The 17,578-nt window shown below is 58.1% G+C and carries 14 protein-coding genes; 4 read left to right on the top strand and 10 right to left on the bottom strand.

The window, feature by feature from the left end:
• Positions 1–42: 42 nt before the first annotated feature.
• The 7 genes from ACZ0AZ_RS16900 to flhA form a co-directional block, all read right to left on the bottom strand.
• Entirely contained in the window at positions 43–2,316 is a 2,274-nt protein-coding gene (locus ACZ0AZ_RS16900; protein ID WP_129999041.1) for a chemotaxis protein CheA, read from the bottom strand.
• A gap of 53 nt (positions 2,317–2,369) precedes the next feature.
• Positions 2,370–3,158, bottom strand: coding sequence for a protein phosphatase CheZ (locus ACZ0AZ_RS16895; protein ID WP_016771058.1), 789 nt, complete (start codon positions 3,156–3,158; stop codon positions 2,370–2,372).
• Positions 3,159–3,176: 18 nt separating this feature from the next.
• Positions 3,177–3,548 carry a chemotaxis response regulator CheY gene (locus tag ACZ0AZ_RS16890; protein ID WP_161986607.1) on the bottom strand — a complete coding sequence of 124 codons (372 nt, stop codon included), beginning with the start codon at positions 3,546–3,548 and terminating at the stop codon, positions 3,177–3,179.
• A 167-nt stretch (positions 3,549–3,715) separates the two neighbouring features.
• Positions 3,716–4,456 (bottom strand): RNA polymerase sigma factor FliA, encoded by a 741-nt coding sequence (fliA, locus tag ACZ0AZ_RS16885; protein WP_039763595.1) that lies wholly within the window; start codon positions 4,454–4,456, stop codon positions 3,716–3,718.
• Complete coding sequence (gene fleN / locus ACZ0AZ_RS16880; RefSeq protein WP_016771060.1) at positions 4,453–5,283, bottom strand: flagellar synthesis regulator FleN; 831 nt, start codon at positions 5,281–5,283, stop codon at positions 4,453–4,455. The genes fliA and fleN overlap by 4 nt, the downstream gene beginning before the upstream one ends.
• Positions 5,284–5,399: 116 nt before the next feature.
• On the bottom strand, positions 5,400–6,740 hold the full coding sequence (gene flhF, locus ACZ0AZ_RS16875) for a flagellar biosynthesis protein FlhF (RefSeq protein ID WP_415763314.1): 1,341 nt from the start codon (positions 6,738–6,740) through the stop codon (positions 5,400–5,402).
• Between the two features lie 11 nt (positions 6,741–6,751).
• Positions 6,752–8,881 (bottom strand): flagellar biosynthesis protein FlhA, encoded by a 2,130-nt coding sequence (flhA, locus tag ACZ0AZ_RS16870; RefSeq protein WP_463537768.1) that lies wholly within the window; start codon positions 8,879–8,881, stop codon positions 6,752–6,754.
• Positions 8,882–9,472: 591 nt separating this feature from the next.
• Between flhA and ACZ0AZ_RS16865 the strand changes: the two genes are divergently transcribed.
• The 3 genes from ACZ0AZ_RS16865 to ACZ0AZ_RS16855 all read left to right on the top strand — a co-directional run bounded on the left by ACZ0AZ_RS16865 (position 9,473) and on the right by ACZ0AZ_RS16855 (position 13,408).
• Entirely contained in the window at positions 9,473–9,832 is a 360-nt protein-coding gene (locus tag ACZ0AZ_RS16865) for a DUF6124 family protein (protein ID WP_463570759.1), read from the top strand.
• Positions 9,833–10,151: 319 nt separating this feature from the next.
• Positions 10,152–12,509, top strand: a complete 2,358-nt coding sequence (locus tag ACZ0AZ_RS16860; protein WP_463570761.1) for an Ig-like domain-containing protein — start codon at positions 10,152–10,154, stop codon at positions 12,507–12,509.
• Positions 12,510–13,048: 539 nt separating this feature from the next.
• On the top strand, positions 13,049–13,408 hold the full coding sequence (locus ACZ0AZ_RS16855; protein WP_463537766.1) for a DUF6124 family protein: 360 nt from the start codon (positions 13,049–13,051) through the stop codon (positions 13,406–13,408).
• Between the two features lie 113 nt (positions 13,409–13,521).
• Here ACZ0AZ_RS16855 and ACZ0AZ_RS16850 read toward each other — a convergent pair whose 3' ends face one another.
• Positions 13,522–14,790 carry a cytochrome D1 domain-containing protein gene (locus ACZ0AZ_RS16850; protein ID WP_463570763.1) on the bottom strand — a complete coding sequence of 423 codons (1,269 nt, stop codon included), beginning with the start codon at positions 14,788–14,790 and terminating at the stop codon, positions 13,522–13,524.
• A gap of 347 nt (positions 14,791–15,137) precedes the next feature.
• Between ACZ0AZ_RS16850 and ACZ0AZ_RS16845 the strand changes: the two genes are divergently transcribed.
• Positions 15,138–16,487 (top strand): hypothetical protein, encoded by a 1,350-nt coding sequence (locus tag ACZ0AZ_RS16845; protein WP_463570765.1) that lies wholly within the window; start codon positions 15,138–15,140, stop codon positions 16,485–16,487.
• A gap of 133 nt (positions 16,488–16,620) precedes the next feature.
• Here the strand turns inward: ACZ0AZ_RS16845 and ACZ0AZ_RS16840 are convergent, their stop codons facing one another.
• Positions 16,621–16,947 (bottom strand): hypothetical protein, encoded by a 327-nt coding sequence (locus ACZ0AZ_RS16840; protein WP_463537762.1) that lies wholly within the window; start codon positions 16,945–16,947, stop codon positions 16,621–16,623.
• A complete protein-coding gene (locus tag ACZ0AZ_RS16835) occupies positions 16,948–17,286 on the bottom strand; it encodes a hypothetical protein (RefSeq protein ID WP_463537761.1) in 339 nt (112 codons plus the stop codon).
• Between the last annotated feature and the right edge of the window lie 292 nt (positions 17,287–17,578).

The following is a 17,578-nucleotide window of genomic DNA, read 5'->3' as shown; positions in this document are numbered from 1 at the left end:
CCATTAGGTGCAGCAGCGCGTCATCGCGCCGCCGCCCCGGATTCAAATACGCTTCGTGGCGTAACGCTTGAGCATGCTTGGAACATCGAGAATCAGCGCAATGCGGCCGTCACCGGTGATGGTGGCGCCGGACATGCCCGGAGTTCCCTGAAGCATTTTGCCCAATGGCTTGATGACCACTTCTTCCTGGCCGACCAGTTGATCGACGACGAAGCCGATCCGCTGAGTGCCCACCGAAAGAATCACTACATGGCCTTCGCGCTGCTCTTCGTGAGCGGCGGAGCTGACCAGCCAGCGCTTGAGGTAGAACAATGGCAGCGCTTTGTCGCGCACGATCACCACTTCCTGACCGTCGACGACGTTGGTGGTCGACAGGTCGAGGTGGAAGATTTCGTTGACGTTGACCAGCGGGAACGCGAACGCCTGATTGCCAAGCATGACCATCAGCGTCGGCATGATCGCCAGGGTCAGCGGCACCTTGATGACGATCTTCGAGCCCTGGCCCTTGGTCGAGTAGATGTTGATCGAACCGTTGAGCTGGGAAATCTTGGTCTTCACCACGTCCATGCCGACACCACGGCCGGACACGTCGGAGATCTCGGTCTTGGTCGAGAAACCCGGGGCGAAGATCAGGTTGTAGCACTCGGTATCGCTCAGGCGATCGGCCGCGTCCTTGTCCATCACGCCGCGTTTTACCGCAATGGCGCGCAGCACGTTCGGGTCCATGCCTTTGCCGTCGTCGGAGATCGACAGCAGGATATGGTCGCCTTCCTGCTCGGCCGCCAGCACCACGCGACCGCCACGGGCCTTGCCCGATGCTTCGCGTTCTTCCGGCGACTCGATGCCGTGGTCGACGGCGTTGCGCACCAAGTGGACCAGCGGGTCGGCCAGAGCCTCGACAAGGTTTTTGTCGAGGTCGGTTTCTTCACCCACCAGTTCCAGGTTGATCTCTTTCTTGAGCTGACGTGCAAGGTCGCGAACCAGACGCGGGAAGCGCCCGAAGACCTTCTTGATCGGCTGCATCCGCGTCTTCATCACGGCGGTCTGCAGGTCAGCGGTGACCACGTCGAGGTTCGACACGGCCTTGGACATGGCTTCGTCGCCGCTGTTGAGGCCCAGGCGCACCAGACGGTTACGCACCAGCACCAGCTCGCCGACCATGTTCATGATCTCGTCGAGCCGCGCGGTGTCGACGCGTACGGTGGTTTCCGCTTCGCTGGCCGGTTTCTCCGCGGGCGGTGTCGCAGGAGCGCGAGCCGCAGCCGGTGCAGCAGCGGCGGCCGGTTTCGGTGCCTCGGCTTTCGGCTCAGGCTTGGCCGCAGGTTTCGGCGCAGCAGCGGTAGCCGGAGCTTTCGCCGCTGGCGTGGCGACGCTCGAGGCAGAGCCGCCAGTCGCAGCGCTGGCGTCAAACTTGCCTTTGCCGTGCAATTCGTCGAGCAGCGATTCGAATTCGTGATCGCTGATCAGGTCGCTGCCGGCCGCAGCGGCTGCCGGTGCAGCAGGGGCTGCCGGCGCCGAAGCAATGGCCGATTCCAGCGCGTCAACGGCGAAGTTGCCCTTGCCGTGCAACTGATCGAGCAAGGCTTCGAATTCGTCGTCGGTGATGTCCGAGCTGTCGCCCGCAGCAGGTGCGGCCGGAGCCGCTGCTGCGGGCGCCGGAGCGACCGCATCGACAGCGAACTGGCCTTTGCCGTGCAGTTGATCGAGCAGCGATTCAAATTCGGCGTCGGTGATTTCATCGCTGGCGGCCGTGTCGGCAACCTGCGCCGGAGCAACAACAGCGGCCGGGGCCTCGGCCTGAGCCTTGACGGCATTCAGCGAGTCCAGCAGTTGTTCGAATTCGTTATCGGTAATGTCGTCCGATGCGCTTTCGGCGACCGGCTCTTCCACCACTTCTACCGGTGCGGCCACGGCTTCATCCGCCGATTGCGGCTCGGCCAGACGCGCCAGCGCGGCCAGCAGTTCCGGCGTCGCGGCGGTGATCGGTGCACGTTCACGGACTTCGCTGAACATGCTGTTCACCGCGTCCAGTGCTTCGAGCACCACGTCCATCAGTTCTGCATCAACGCGACGCTCACCCTTGCGCAGGATGTCGAACACGTTTTCGGCGATGTGACAGCACTCCACCAGCTCATTGAGCTGAAGGAAGCCGGCGCCCCCTTTTACAGTGTGGAAACCGCGAAAAATTGCATTGAGCAGATCTGCATCATCCGGGCGGCTTTCCAGCTCGACCAGTTGTTCGGACAGTTGCTCAAGAATCTCGCCGGCCTCAACCAGGAAATCCTGAAGGATCTCTTCATCGGCGCCGAAGCTCATTAATGGGGTGCTCCTACAGGTCTAAAAACCCAAAAAACCCGAATTCCGAAACTCTAGAATCCAAGGCTGGATAACAAATCGTCCACATCGTCCTGACCGGACACAACGTCTTCTCGTTTATCGGCATGAATCTGCGGACCTTCACCCTGCGAGAGATGTTTTTGTGGATCTTTTTCAGCAAGCATTGCGGCGCGGTCATGTTCGATGCCCGCAAAGCGGTCGACCTGACTGGCCATGAGCACGAGTTTGAGCAGATTGCTTTCGACTTCGGTGACCAGTTGGGTCACACGCTTGATCACTTGACCTGTGAGGTCCTGGTAATCCTGAGCCAGCAGGATGTCGTTGAGGTTGCTCGACACCGCACGGTTGTCCGTGCTGCTGCGTGACAGAAAACCGTCGACCCGGCGCGCCAGTTCGCGGAACTCTTCAGCCCCGACCTCGCGACGCATGAAGCGGCCCCAATCGGCGCTCAAGGTCTGCGCTTCATCAGCGAGACTGTTGACCACCGGCGTGGCGCTTTCCACCAGATCCATGGTGCGGTTGGCCGCGGCTTCCGTCAGCTTGACCACATAGCCCAGGCGTTCGGTGGCGTCGGTGATTTGCGACACTTCCTCAGCCTGCGGCATGTGCGGATCGATCTGGAAATTGACGATCGCACTGTGCAGTTCACGTGTGAGCTTGCCCACTTCCTGATACAGGCCGCGGTCACGGGTCTGATTGAGCTCATGGATCAGTTGCACCGCGTCGCCGAACTTGCCTTTTTCAAGGCTCTCGACCAGTTCGACTGCGTGTTTTTTCAGGGTCGATTCGAAATCGCCCTGTGATGATTCGTTATGCTCCATAGCTCCCCCGCGCATTCATCAGCCGATGCGTTCGAAAATCTTCTCGATTTTGTCTTTCAACGCTTGAGCCGTGAAAGGTTTGACTACGTAACCGTTCACACCGGCCTGAGCGGCCTCGATGATCTGCTCGCGCTTGGCTTCAGCAGTCACCATCAACACCGGGAGGTGCTTGAGTTTTTCATCGGCGCGCACGTGACGCAGCAGGTCGATACCGGTCATGCCCGGCATGTTCCAGTCCGTTACCAGAAAGTCGATGCTGCCGCTGTTGAGCACCGGAATGGCGGTGACGCCATCGTCGGCCTCGACGGTGTTGGTGAACCCAAGATCGCGCAGCAGGTTCTTGATGATCCGCCGCATCGTTGAGAAGTCATCAACGATGAGGATTTTCATGTCTTTGTTCAATTCGACCTCCAAGCAGTCTTAAACGCGCCCAGCACCTGGACGCGCCACTTCAATCAATCGGCATAGCACTCGAAGTTTGTCTGGAGCACAACGGATCGAGACCGGCGCCGTTCATCACCGCACCAGCCTCGTTTCGCAGTGTCCCCACACTGCCTTCAGCGCGCTCGCCACTCCCCCAAACGCCCCCGCAGACGGGCCGCGCACTGGCTGTGTAACTGGCTGACCCGCGATTCACTGACGCCAAGGACTTCACCGATTTCCTTGAGGTTCAGCTCTTCGTCGTAGTACAGCGCCAACACCAGTCGCTCACGCTCCGGCAAATTGGCAATCGCGTCCGCCAGCGCCGACTGGAAGCGTTCATCTTCCAGATCGCGTGACGGCTCCATATGAGCACTCGCGCCATCCTCGTGCAGCCCTTCGTGTTCGCCGTCCTGCAACAGGTCGTCGAAACTGAACAGGCGGCTGCCCAAGGTGTCATTCAGAATCCCGTAGTAATCGTCGAGACTCAATTGGAGTTCGGCCGCAACCTCGTGATCTTTAGCGTCACGGCCGGTTTTAGCTTCAATCGAGCGAATCGCGTCGCTGACCATCCTGGTATTACGGTGAACCGAGCGTGGCGCCCAGTCCCCTTTGCGCACTTCATCGAGCATCGCGCCGCGGATTCGAATGCCCGCGTACGTTTCGAAACTGGCGCCTTTGCTGGCGTCGTATTTGGTCGAGACTTCGAGCAAACCGATCATCCCGGCCTGGATCAGGTCTTCGACCTGCACGCTGGCCGGCAGGCGTGCCAGCAAGTGATAGGCAATGCGCTTGACCAGTGGCGCGTAGCGCTCGATCAATTCGTATTGCGCGTCACGCGCCGACTTTTTATAAAGATTCATGCCACTGGCGGTCATATCACAGGCCCTGCGGTTTGCTGCACGAGACGCTCGACGAAAAATTCCAGATGCCCGCGCGGGTTGGCCGGCAGCGGCCAGGTGTCGACCTTCTGGGCGATGGCCTTGAAGGCCAGCGCGCACTTGGAACGGGGAAAGGCTTCGTAGACGGCGCGCTGCTTCTGCACTGCCTTGCGCACGCTTTCGTCGTACGGCACGGCGCCGACGTATTGTAGGGCGACGTCGAGAAAGCGATCCGTGACCTTGGTCAACTTGGCGAACAGGTTGCGCCCTTCCTGCGGGCTCTGCGCCATGTTGGCCAGCACGCGGAAGCGGTTCATGCCGTAGTCGCGATTGAGCAACTTGATCAGCGCGTAAGCGTCGGTGATCGAAGTCGGCTCGTCGCAGACCACCAGCAAGACTTCCTGGGCGGCGCGCACGAAACTGACTACCGAGTCACCAATGCCCGCAGCGGTGTCGATCACCAGCACGTCGAGATTGTCGCCGATGTCGCTGAACGCCTGGATCAGGCCGGCGTGCTGCGCAGGACTCAGGTGCACCATGCTCTGCGTGCCGGAGGCCGCCGGCACGATGCGAATCCCGCCCGGGCCCTGCAACAGCACGTCGCGCAGTTCGCAACGGCCTTCGATGACGTCGGCCAGTGTGCGCTTGGGTGTCAGCCCCAGCAGAACGTCGACGTTCGCCAGGCCGAGGTCGGCGTCCAGCAGCATGACCCGACGGCCAAGCTCTGCCAGCGCCAGCGACAAGTTCACTGACACGTTAGTCTTGCCGACGCCACCTTTGCCGCCGGTCACCGCGATCACCTGTACGGGATGCATGCTGCCCATGTTATTTCTTTACCTTGTCTTGCATAGACGGAGGCCACATTACTGGCTGCGCGTTCCTGATCGGAACAATGCGTGGCAGACCATCGATGTAGGTACAAAAACTGTTCATGATTACCTCAGCCAACCTGCTTGGTCGGGCTGTGATAGATATCAGCGAACATGTCAGCCATGGCTTCTTCGCTGGGTTCTTCCTGCATTTGCACGCTGACGGCGCGGCTGACCAGCTGATGACGACGCGGCAGATGCAAATCATCCGGAATCCGTGGGCCATCGGTCAGGTACGCGACCGGCAATTCATGACTGATCGCCAGGCTCAACACTTCGCCGAGACTGGCCGTTTCATCCAGTTTAGTCAGGATGCAGCCGGCCAGCCCGCAACGCTTGTAACTGTGATAAGCGGCGGTTAGAACCTGTTTCTGGCTGGTGGTTGCCAGGACCAGATAATTTTTCGAGCGAATGCCACGCCCGGCCAGGCTCTCAAGCTGCATGCGCAACGCCGGATCACTGGCTTGCAGGCCGGCAGTATCGATCAAAACCACGCGTTTGCGTAGCAGTGGATCCAATGCCTGCACCAGCGACTGACCCGGATCGACGTGCGTTACCGGCACGTTGAGGATGCGCCCGAGGGTTTTCAATTGTTCCTGCGCGCCGATGCGGAAGCTGTCCATACTGACCAGCGCAACATTCTGCGCGCCGTACTTGAGCACATAACGCGCAGCGAGCTTGGCCAGCGTGGTGGTCTTGCCCATGCCGGCGGGGCCGACCATGGCAATCACACCGCCCTCTTCCAGCGGCTCGACTTCCGGTACGGCGATCATCCGCGCCAGGTGCGCCAGCAGCATGCGCCAGGCCTGACGGGGTTCTTCGATATCGGTGATCAGTGCCAGCAGATCGCGCGACAGCGGGCCGGACAGGCCAATGCGCTGCAGACGGCGATACAGATTGGCCTGGGCCGGACGGCTGCCTTGCAGCTGATTCCAGGCCAGGGTGCCGAGCTGCACTTCCATCAGCTCGCGCAGGCTGTTCAATTCAAAACGCATCGAATCCAGCGCACGCGGATCGACACCCGCCGAAGCTTGCGCAGGTGCTGCGGCCGGACGCGTCGGTGCAGCATAGGTCGGCTCGCTCAGCGGCTCGGCAGCGGTCAGCGGCAGGCCTGCGGTCAATGGCAGCCCGGCGAACAACTGCTGATTGGTGTTGCCGTCGGCTTCGCCACGCAGGCTCAGTTCGGCCTGGGCGGTGACGATGCGCGACTGGGTCTTGCGCAGCTCGTCTTCGAGTTCCATGTTCGGAACCCGTGGCGCCAGCGCCGACAATTTGTAATCCAGAGCCGCCGTCAACTCGACGCCGCCGGCAATGCGGCGGTTGCCGATGATGGCGGCATCAGCGCCCAGCTCATCGCGAACCAGCTTCATGGCCTGACGCATATCGGCGGCGAAAAAACGCTTAACTTGCATAAACCACTACCTCAGCCGTTGGGCCCTACTGTCGCAACGATGGTCACTTGCTTGTTGTCCGGTACTTCCTGGTAGGCCAGCACGTGCAGCCCTGGGACTGCGAGGCGGCCAAAGCGCGAGAGCATCGCGCGAATCGGGCCTGCTACCAGCAGGATCACCGGTTGGCCTTGCATTTCCTGCCGCTGGGCCGCTTCGATCAACGAACGTTGCAGCTTCTCGGCCATGCTCGGCTCCAGCAGAACGCCCTCTTCCGAGCCTTGTCCTGCCTTCTGCAGACTATTGAGCAATATCTGTTCCAACCTTGGTTCCAATGTGATCACAGGCAGCTCGGACTCAGTGCCTACAATGCTTTGGACGATTGCGCGGGATACGCCGACCCGCACAGCCGCGACCAGAGCGGCGGTATCTTGACTCTTGGCGGCGTTGTTCGCGATCGCTTCGGCGATGCTGCGAATGTCACGCACCGGCACGTGCTCGGCGAGCAGCGCTTGCAGGACCTTGAGCAACTGCGACAACGAAACCACACCCGGCACCAGCTCTTCCGCCAGTTTCGGCGAGCTCTTGGCCAGCAATTGCATGAGTTGCTGCACTTCCTCGTGGCCGATCAGCTCACTGGAGTGCTTGTAGAGAATCTGGTTCAAGTGCGTGGCAACCACGGTGCTGGCGTCGACCACGGTATAGCCGAGCGATTGCGCCTGGGCGCGCTGGCTGATTTCGATCCACACCGCCTCCAGGCCAAAAGCCGGATCTTTGGCGTTGATTCCGTTGAGCGAGCCGTAGACCTGGCCCGGGTTGATCGCCAGTTCGCGATCCGGGTAGATTTCGGCCTCGGCCAGAATCACCCCCATCAGGGTCAGGCGATACGCGCTCGGCGCCAGATCGAGGTTGTCGCGGATGTGCACGGTCGGCATCAGGAAGCCCAGATCCTGCGAGAGCTTCTTGCGCACGCCCTTGATCCGCGCGAGCAATTGCCCACCCTGATTGCGGTCCACCAGCGGAATCAGGCGATAGCCGACTTCGAGGCCGATCATGTCGATCGGCGTGACGTCGTCCCAGCCCAGCTCTTTGGTTTCCATGGCCCGTGCCGGCGACGGCAGCAGTTCCTGCTGACGCTTGACCTCTTCCAGCGCCACGACCTTGGCGACGTTCTGCTTCTTCCAGAACAGGTACGCGCCGCCCGCAGCCAGCGCCGCCATGCTCAGGAAGGAGAAGTGCGGCATGCCCGGCACCAGGCCCATCACCGCCATCAAACCAGCCGCCACGGCCAGCGCTTTCGGCGAGGCGAACATCTGGCGGTTGATCTGTTTGCCCATGTCTTCCGAGCCGGAGGCACGGGTCACCATGATCGCCGCCGCTGTCGATAACAACAGTGATGGCAATTGCGCCACCAAACCGTCACCGATAGTCAACAAAGCGTAAACCTTGCCGGCATCGCCGAAGCTCATGCCGTGCTGGAAGATACCGACGGCCATGCCGCCGATGAGGTTGATGAACAGAATCAGCAGACCGGCGATGGCGTCACCGCGGACGAACTTGCTGGCACCGTCCATCGAACCGTAGAACTCGGCCTCTTGCGCGACTTCCTGGCGGCGCGCCTTGGCCTGGGCTTGATCGATCAGGCCGGCGTTGAGGTCGGCGTCGATCGCCATTTGTTTGCCGGGCATCGCATCGAGGGTGAAACGCGCGCTCACCTCGGAAATCCGCCCGGCACCCTTGGTCACCACGACAAAGTTGATGATCATGAGGATCGCGAAGACCACGATACCGACCACGTAGTTACCGCCGATCACCACCTCACCGAAGGCCTGAATCACCTTACCGGCGGCGGCGTGGCCATCCTGACCGTGGAGCATGACCACTCGCGTCGAGGCCACGTTCAAGGCCAGCCGCAACAGCGTCGCCACCAGCAGAATGGTAGGGAACACGGCGAAATCCAGCGGCCGCAGCGCATACACGCAGACCAGCAGGACGACGATCGACAGGGCAATGTTGAAGGTAAAGAAGACGTCGAGCAGGAACGGCGGCACCGGCAACATCATCATCGCCAGCATGACCAGCAGCAGCAACGGCACGCCCAGATTGCCTCGACTGAGATCGGCAACGTTGGTGCGTGCTGTATTGAATAACTGAGTGCGATCCACCGGTTTTCCCCGTTCCTTTAAAGCAAACTTTTGACGCCCAGAACGGGCGCAGGGCGGCTACTGCAAGAAGCTTTCCAACTTTTGCCATTCATTGATACAGAGGTATTTGATTGAAGATTTTCTGCTGACCGGGCCGGCCCCTTCGCGAGCAAGCCCGCTCCCACATTTGGTCCGTGTCGGGCACAAAACCTGCAACCACTGAAGATCCCTGTGGGAGCGAGCCTGCTCGCGAAGAGGCCATCAGGTCCGGCGCAATTCTTAGATTTAAACGAAGCTGTTTAAAAGACACCTGCAGACACGGTCTCAAGGCTACAAATCCTTGCGCCATTGCCTACAGCCAAGCCAGAATCCGCCGGCTTGTGCACCTTGGGGTCGGGTTCTATCGTGGTCCGGTCGCTGACGAATCAGCGATCGGGTCTCGCAGCCCGTCGATCTCTGGACGCACAACACCCGCTTTTTATGGCGGCTGTACGTGGGAGACCTTCGGGTCTGCCGGTTCTAGAGTCCCGGTCTGCGACCCGCGTATAGCTGCCACCTCCTTTTCGTATCGCAGCGAAAGGTATCGGCTTCATTGACTCTAGGAGCTTCACCATGATCAAACCAACACCCAACCCGCCCGAAACCGACCCCACCTCCCCCTACGAATCCCTCGATTCAAAAAAACTCAACGACGCCGCCGAGCGCGCCCTCGATCACTATCTCTGTCCACCCGGCTCGACCCCACCGCCACGTAAAACCCGCCGGATGTACGCCGTTACCGCAGACTTCAAAAACGAGGAACTGCTAGCCGATGCCAGCGAAACACTCGCTTCAGCCAGAACCATCGCCCATGACTTTGCTCATCTGATACCGGCGTCGCAGCGCAGGACGCTGTTGGGGATTGCTCAGTTGATCATGCTGGGGGAACTGGCGGTGAATCGGGTGATGGATAATCTGGAGTTGCCGCAGTAACAAACACTGAATAAAGCGCTATCGCTGCTGACGTCTTCGCGAGCAGGCTCGCTCCCACAGGGGATCGGTGTCGATCACAAACCGGTGTCTACACGCTGAACCTGTGGGAGCGAGCCTGCTCGCGAAAGCTGACTACCAGGCAACACATCTTCGTGCCACATACCCCCCATCAACCTTGATGGCGCGCCTCATTGCTCCATCGCTCAACCCGACCATTCGTCAGAAACCCATCGGCACCTGTCAGATCTGACAGGTGCGCAATGTTCAATTAAGCGCTCTGATAACCCCTGCCCATTCCCACCGCGCAGGAGCCTCATCCATGACCACCTCAACCCCACCGGACAACACCGTCCTCGTCCTTCTCCCGCCAATGGTCAACGGCCAGACCAAGCCCGTGGTAGGTGCACATATCGGCTTGTCTTTGGTGAACTATGATCTGGTCACCGACGGTGAAGGCGCCTATGTCCTGGTCGACCCACCGTTGAAGGGCACCATGGATCGCGGCGATATCATGGAGCTTTGGCTTGAGAATGAACCAGCCGCACTGGACAGCAAGACCATTGAGGATCCGGACGTGCGCACCACATTGCGCATTCCCAAGGGTCGCCTGCATCCGGACAAGGTCAACAAGCTGTACTACACCGTCAAACGTGGCAGCAGCAATATCGGCACCTCTGAACCAATGCTGGAAATCCTCTATAACCGCATCCGCCCTGGCCTGAAGGATCGCCTGACCGACCCCGGTGGCCACTCCGAACTCAAGTTGCTGCTGCCCGATGTGATCAAGAACGGCGTCGGCCCGGACTTCGTCAGCGCCGAAGTGTGCGTGGCCTACCCGTATTGCCGGGCGTATGACGTCATCACCCTCAAGTGCAACGGCGAACTGCTGGAACCCAAGCCCAGGGTCAATCCGAATCAGGCACCGCAGCCACCGAATCCCGGCTCCGAAACGCCCATCACTATTTGCTTCACCATTACCCGCGCCTTTCTGGACAAGGCTAAACGCGAGGATAAAAAGCTGGATTTTGTCTTTTCCGTCACCGACCAGATCGGCAACGGCCCGGATACCGATGCGCCGTGGTCGCCGGTGCAGACGGTGGATGAGGATCTGGATGGCATTCTGCTGCCGATGCCGATTCTGCTGGAACGACTGGAAGACTTCCCGGGAGACGACGCGAGCATCATCGATCTGGAAAAACTGGCCGGTAATCCGTTATTGGTGGTGGTTCTGACGGCGGACAACCGCTTTGTGGCGGGCGATGAAGTGCTCGCAACCTACACCGCTAAAAACACAGGCCAGCCCACCGACGTAGTGGTGACTGTCCCCGGAAAAGTTGAAGCGGATCCTTTTGGCTCCAAGAAAACCTTGTTCCTTGAAGTGCCCTACGACAAGGTTTTCGCGGGCAGTAGCGTTACCGTGACTTACGAACTGCGCAGGCCTAATAGTGATCTGGTGGGGAGCTCCAACACAGCCAAAGCTACCGTAACCGACACTGCCCCAATTGACCTGAAACCGGAAATCACCTCGGTAACGGATTCCCTGAACAAGGAAATCCTGCATAACGGTGGCACCGTCGATCCTCAAGTGAAGCTGACCGGTACTGCGACACCACGGCAGCGAGTCGAGGTTTTCGAGGGAAGTACCTCAAAAGGAAAATGGCCGGTCAATGCCGATGGCGAATGGACTTACGAAACCACATTGTCGGGCGTCGGAACTCGGACATTTACCGCGAAAGCAGACTACGGCACGGGGCAGATCTCTGCCGAGAGGATTTTTACTCTTTCGGACGCGCTGACGCCTGCCATTGATTCGGCTAAGGACTCCGGAGGAGTGGAAATACCAAACAATGGATTCACATCAGATACCACTATCAAACTGAGCGGCACTGCCACACCTCGTCTGGAAGTCGAGATTATTGATGACACTGTCTCGATAGGCAAAGCGACGGTTAGCGACGCGGGCGTTTGGAGCCATCAAGATAACGACTTGGCCGAGGGAAATCATAGCTATAAGGCCAAGGCACTTTATGGTAGTGGCCAAGTATCAGCGGAAAGGAATCTAACTGCGGTGTCCGCCCTCTCAGTAGACACTTCGCCCGTCAGTTTGTCTGGACTGAATTACACCGTCGATCTTGCAGCGGTTGGATGGGAGCTAACCGGTACGGATTTGCCAAATACAGCCGTGACACGTCCAGCTACTGGGGGGAAAGCGCCATATACCTATGCATCAAGCGCCCCTGGTATTGTGTCTGTAGACAGCTCGGGCACGATTCGCTCTGTAGCGAACGGGGCAGCCACCATTACCGTATCGGATGCTTCGGGACAGTCTCGAGATATTCTTGTGAACGCAAGTAATGTACGAAAAGTTCTATATGGTGGCACTAATCTCAGCCACACCGCCGCCCAAGCTTGGATGAGAAGTGTTGGTGGTAGCCCCTTTCCACCTAATAGTACCGACGTTAATCAGCTCAACGTGAAGTTCAGAGTGCTGGTCGCGGGAAACCACTCAGAACGTCGTTATTTTCCGGGATGGTATATAACGTATCCTGGACTTCCAACCCAGACCGGTTTCACGTGGGTGCAAACCTCGGGCTCCGGAATGGGTACCTTTATTCCTGCGTCAACTGGTTCCCAGCCTGGCTCCTACATCGCACTCTGTATCGCAAAGATGGAGTAATAATCGAGAAAAGGGGGCGAATTTATTTAACCAGCAACTTGGGCAGCGGGACTTCATCGAGGTTTCTGCTGACCGGGATGGCCCTTTCGCGAGCAAGCTCGCTCCCACAGGGAAACGCATTCCAAATGTGGGAGCGATCTTGCTCGCGGAGAAGTCACTGAAGTCAGCGCAAATCGCCTTTTAAACTCAGGTGTTTAAAAGACACCTCCAGACACGCCTTCGAGGCTACAAATCCTTGCGCCTTTGCCTACAGCCAAGCCAGAATCCGCCGGCTTGTGCGCTTTGGGGTCGGGTTCTATTGTGGTCCGGTCGCTGACGAATCAGCGATCGGGTTTAGCGACTCGAACTCATGTCAAAGGTGCATCAGCGTTCCAGGCTTCGTTGCGGATCTGTATTTTCGCGATTTCGTCATGGTGGCTGTATGCGGGAGACCTTCGGGTCTGCCGGGTGCCTTTGACCGGTTCGCTAACCCGCGTACAGCCGCCACCCTTCCTGTTTAGCGACAGGTTGTAGCGGCTCCACTTCAAAGGAGCTTCGCCATGATCAAACCAACACCCAACCCACCCGAAACCGACCCCACCTCCCCCTACGAATCCCTCGATTCAAAAAAACTCCACCAAGCCGCCGACCGCGCCCTCGACCACTACCTCTGCCCACCCGGCTCCACCCCGCCACCCTTCAGCTCCCGCGCCATGTACGCCGTCACCGCCGACACCAAAAACGAAGACCTGCTGGCCAACGCCTGCGAAACCCTCGCCTCGGCCAAAACCATCGCCCAGGAATTCGCCGGGCTGGTGAAACCATCCCAGCGCCGGACGCTGATGGGGATTGCACAGCTGATCATGCTCGGAGAATTGGCGGTGAATCGGGTGCTGGATAATCTGGAGTTGCCACGGTAGCGCGCTCCGTTAAGGCATTCCAACGCTCCCGCGGGAATGCCTAAAAACGCTCGGCGTCGGTTCGGATAGTGACGCTTAGCGTCTTGGGCTGCATTGGTTGCTGATAATAACGTTCAAACCTGAAGCTCAATCACCGAGACCGTGTTATCACTGAATTGGGTAACATAAGCCAGGCTGCCATCCTTACTAACGGCGATCCCGAGCGGAAATTCGCCGACAGGGATGTTTCTGCGGACTTGATACGTCTCCGTATCAATCACCGAGACCACCTTGCCAACACCGCTGCAGACATAGATGACGCTACCGTCTGGACTGAGAGCGAGGCCTCCTGGATTCCGCGGGACCTCGATTTGCGCCAGTACCTGATCTATCGCCGCGTTAAATACCCAGACTTTTTCGCTTTGATCTTGACTGACAAAAACGCGGGTACCGTCCAGACTGATAGCGACGTAATAACTTCGGTAGTCGAATTCGATGCCCTGCTGGACTTGATATGTCACCGTATCAATCAACCATACCGACAGCGAACCCCCACAAGTGATATAGGCTAGGGTACCGTCCGGGTTGAAAGCGACATCGTGCGGTTGCCCACCGACCGGTATGGTTGTCAGGACTCCATTCGTCGCCGTATCTATCACAGAGACAGTTTTATCAGCCTCATTGCAAACATAAGCGCGGCTACCATCCGGGCTGACCGCGACGCCGCTCGGCCGCATTCCGACCGCAACGGTCTGTAGAACCTTATTCGTCGCCGTATCAATCACCAAGACGGTGTCTTCAGCACCACTTACATAAGCGCGTTTGCTGTCTGGACTAAAACCGACCCCCTTCGCTTTCCCAGTCGGGATCTCGGCCATGACCCGATTCGTTGCCGTATCAATCACCGACACCGATTCGCCATAACTATTGCAAACATATGCGCGGGCGCCATCCGGACTGACGGCGATGTTCCACGGGTTCTTTCCGACCGGGATGCTGCCGACCGGCCCCAAGGCAGTAACCGTCACATCTGCCTTGGCGGTCTTAGCACCACTGGAAGCGATCAAGGTGTAGGGACCGGGCACAGGCGTGCCTTTTACCCCGCTGATGCTGACTCTACCGCCAGCGTCGGTGACGAAGTCACGCTTGCCACTGAGACCATCGGCGTATTTGAAGTCGTCCGGAATCATCAGACTGACATGACCACCGGCAACTGGCGTATTGCCGGTAGTCAGGAGCAATTCAATATCCTTGAGCCGCCCACCCGGTGCAATGGTATAGGGCGCATTGGTGAACGTCGGCTCACCATACTTTTTTGAAGTGATCGTATAGGTGCGCTTTGGAAAGAACACCGGAGTACCAGCGTTACGGGTATCCGGGGAATTCGAGGTCTGATTAGCCATGGGCGAGCGTCCTGATCAGCGTGGGTGCGGTACAGGCATTTACACTCCCGAACGGGAGATTTGGCTACTGTCAGAAATTACAGGTAGGCAGGTGAATCCGACGAATGGTAGCCCCACACATCCAAAATTCGTTTGACCGACCGACGCTCCGGTATCGGTTCAATCTCCACAACGATTCCATGCGCTACACACCCCCGCCCCTGGCTTCGGCGTAATTATCGGACTGCCGCTCCAACAGCCACTCGTCGGAAACACGCTCCTACCTGTCAGGTTTGACAGGTGACTAAAAGACTTTTCTGGAACTACATATCTGCAAGCCAACCCGCAACGTAGCTTGGAGATTCATCATGGAATGCAAGCGTGAACCTAAAACCGTCCGGCTGTCCCAGCCCTATGCGCCTGAGATGATTGTTTTGCAACCCGCCCATGAGAACTACCATGGCGGCGTATCCATTGAAGACGGAATGGATGAGAACGGATTCGAAATGATCATGCTTGCCTATCTCAATCAGCAAAAAGGCGATGTGGTCAGGCTTTATCTCAATGATGACCTGGTAGCTAACACGACTATCAAAGAGAAAGAAGAATCAAAAGACACATCTTTATTGATGCCAGCCGGACGTTTCCATTCAGGTCTCAACAGGGTTAGCTTTGGTATCAAGCGCAGCTCCCAAGAGGAGGTGCTAACCCCGGAACTGAAGCTGCTCTACCATAGCTTTCCGCCAGGTGGCACGCCGCCAGTGCTGAGACTCAAGGCCAGCCACACCAGTGTCGGTCCCGACGAAGCGGACAAGTTTTTTTTGACCGTTAGCTATAACAAAGCTAATTGGTACGACCGAATCCATGTGATCTGCGAAGGCTACCTGTTCAAGCACCAACTGGTGCCGGAGACCACTTCGCCACTTCCACCCGTTCCACCCAGTATAGATATCCCGATTCCCAGATCAGTGTTCGAACAAGAGGGTGATTCCCCCGCGTTCCAGTTCTTCTATTACGTTGTCGATTATCTGACTAACGGATCGGCACGTTCGCTGCCATTAGCTATCGATGTGCACTTGAAACCTCGGCCAGTTCAGCCACCGCCAACCCTGGCGCCACCCGCTGTGAGCCCGATCGATGTCTTGGCTTATCCGAACGGAGTGTGGCTGCAGATCAAAGATTTCACAGCACAGCAAGGCGATAAGGCTCAGTTCGTCCAGGTGAATGCGCCGGTGGGTGCACCGCCACTTGAGCCGGTGGATTTTGTGGGAGGGGTCGCAAAGACTTTATTGCGCGCCACCTATCTGGCGGCATGGCATGGGAAGTCGATCGAGTTTCAGTGGAAATTGATTCGTGCTGGAGTGCCAGCCGGGGAATCTCCGGTGGTAAAGTTTGACGTTAAAAAAATCGCCGATGAGGACTCGCGTTTGCCGACGCCGAACATCGCAGGCAGCGTCAGCAAGGAATTGAACGTCCAACAACTACCGGCAGGTGCGCTGATCCTCGCGCAGCAATGGACGTCGTTCAAGCCAGGGCAGCCAGTCTGGGTTACCTGTAGCGGCATCGACAAGAATGGCAATCCGGTCAGCACTGACGTGAGGTCAGGAGAGCCCAACGATGCGCCGGATGGGTTGTCGGTGGCGGCCCCGGTGCAGTGGCTGAAAGAACTCAAGGAGGACACTGTACTCACAGTCTCATTAAGAGTAGACCTTGCCTGATCGGCTACTCCGTCGGATTGTGCGCCTTGGCGGTGGCTGCCATTGTCGATCTAAGCAGCCTTACAGCCAAGCCATGTTTGCAGGCATAAAAACCGCCGCACCGCGCAACCGGGACGGCGTTTTTTAACGCAGGTTATTGCGCGGCCAGGATCTGATCGGGCGCAATATTGCCGAAGCCGAGCCGATTGCGGTCAATGTAGAGTGTTCCCCGAAAAAGCTGCTCACCTTCGACTTCAACGAAGTCCTCATTCATGTACATCAACACGACCTTGGTCACTGGCGCAGTGACTCCCGGAGCCGCCAGATCACTTTGCAGCAGATTGAGCTCCCAATGAAACTGAATGACCGGCAACTCACCGAGTTTGATCTGAGCAGTGTCATCCAGCGATCTGAAGTCTCTGCGTGCAGTCACGCGTAGCTTTTGCCCGTCCTGCACAAACTGCGGTTTGCCATAACGCACTCACCGTTTAGGACCGGTCGCCCATTGATCGTTGTAATTTTTGGGGGAGGTGAAGAGTGCGAACAACGCCTGATTGCCACCGATATTTTCCACCTCTGCCAACAGGTTGTAGGAATTGTGGCCAGCCAAACCATCCAGCTCAGGCCTGATCGCGTTGGCGCGGCTGTCGAGATAGTTCGGGATATATTGATTGGCCATCTGCTTGAAATGGGTGAAGTCCAGATCCATGTCGAAAGTGACGGTGTAACCGATGGTCCGCTCCTGTGTATTCTGTTCAAGTCGTCCTGAAACAAACTTCAGCCCCATGCCCTCAAGTTTTCGGTAAATACGCTCTACCATGATCGTGCTCTCCAGGTTACGGAAAATGTCCGCCCACTATTTCGCTGCTATGGACAGCTCCCCGTCTTCTGTCAGAGTTGACAGGTTCAAGGCCTTTCCAGACCAACGGCACTGCCACGCAGAGCGTAGGCACGATCAATAACCCCCCCGCCGCAATGACCGCTGCAGGAGCCGACCCGCATATGTGCAGGCATAAACAACCGCTGCCCCGTTAAATCGGGGCGGCGGGTTCTTCGTTTTCGGCTGTGTACGCGGTGAGACGATCAGGTGCTCAATACCCAACGGCTGCACA

The sequence above is a fragment of the Pseudomonas sp. AC239 genome, assembly GCF_979258545.1.
The sequence above is the reverse complement of the archived record's forward strand: the minus strand, read 5'-3'. Positions and strand labels throughout refer to the sequence as shown.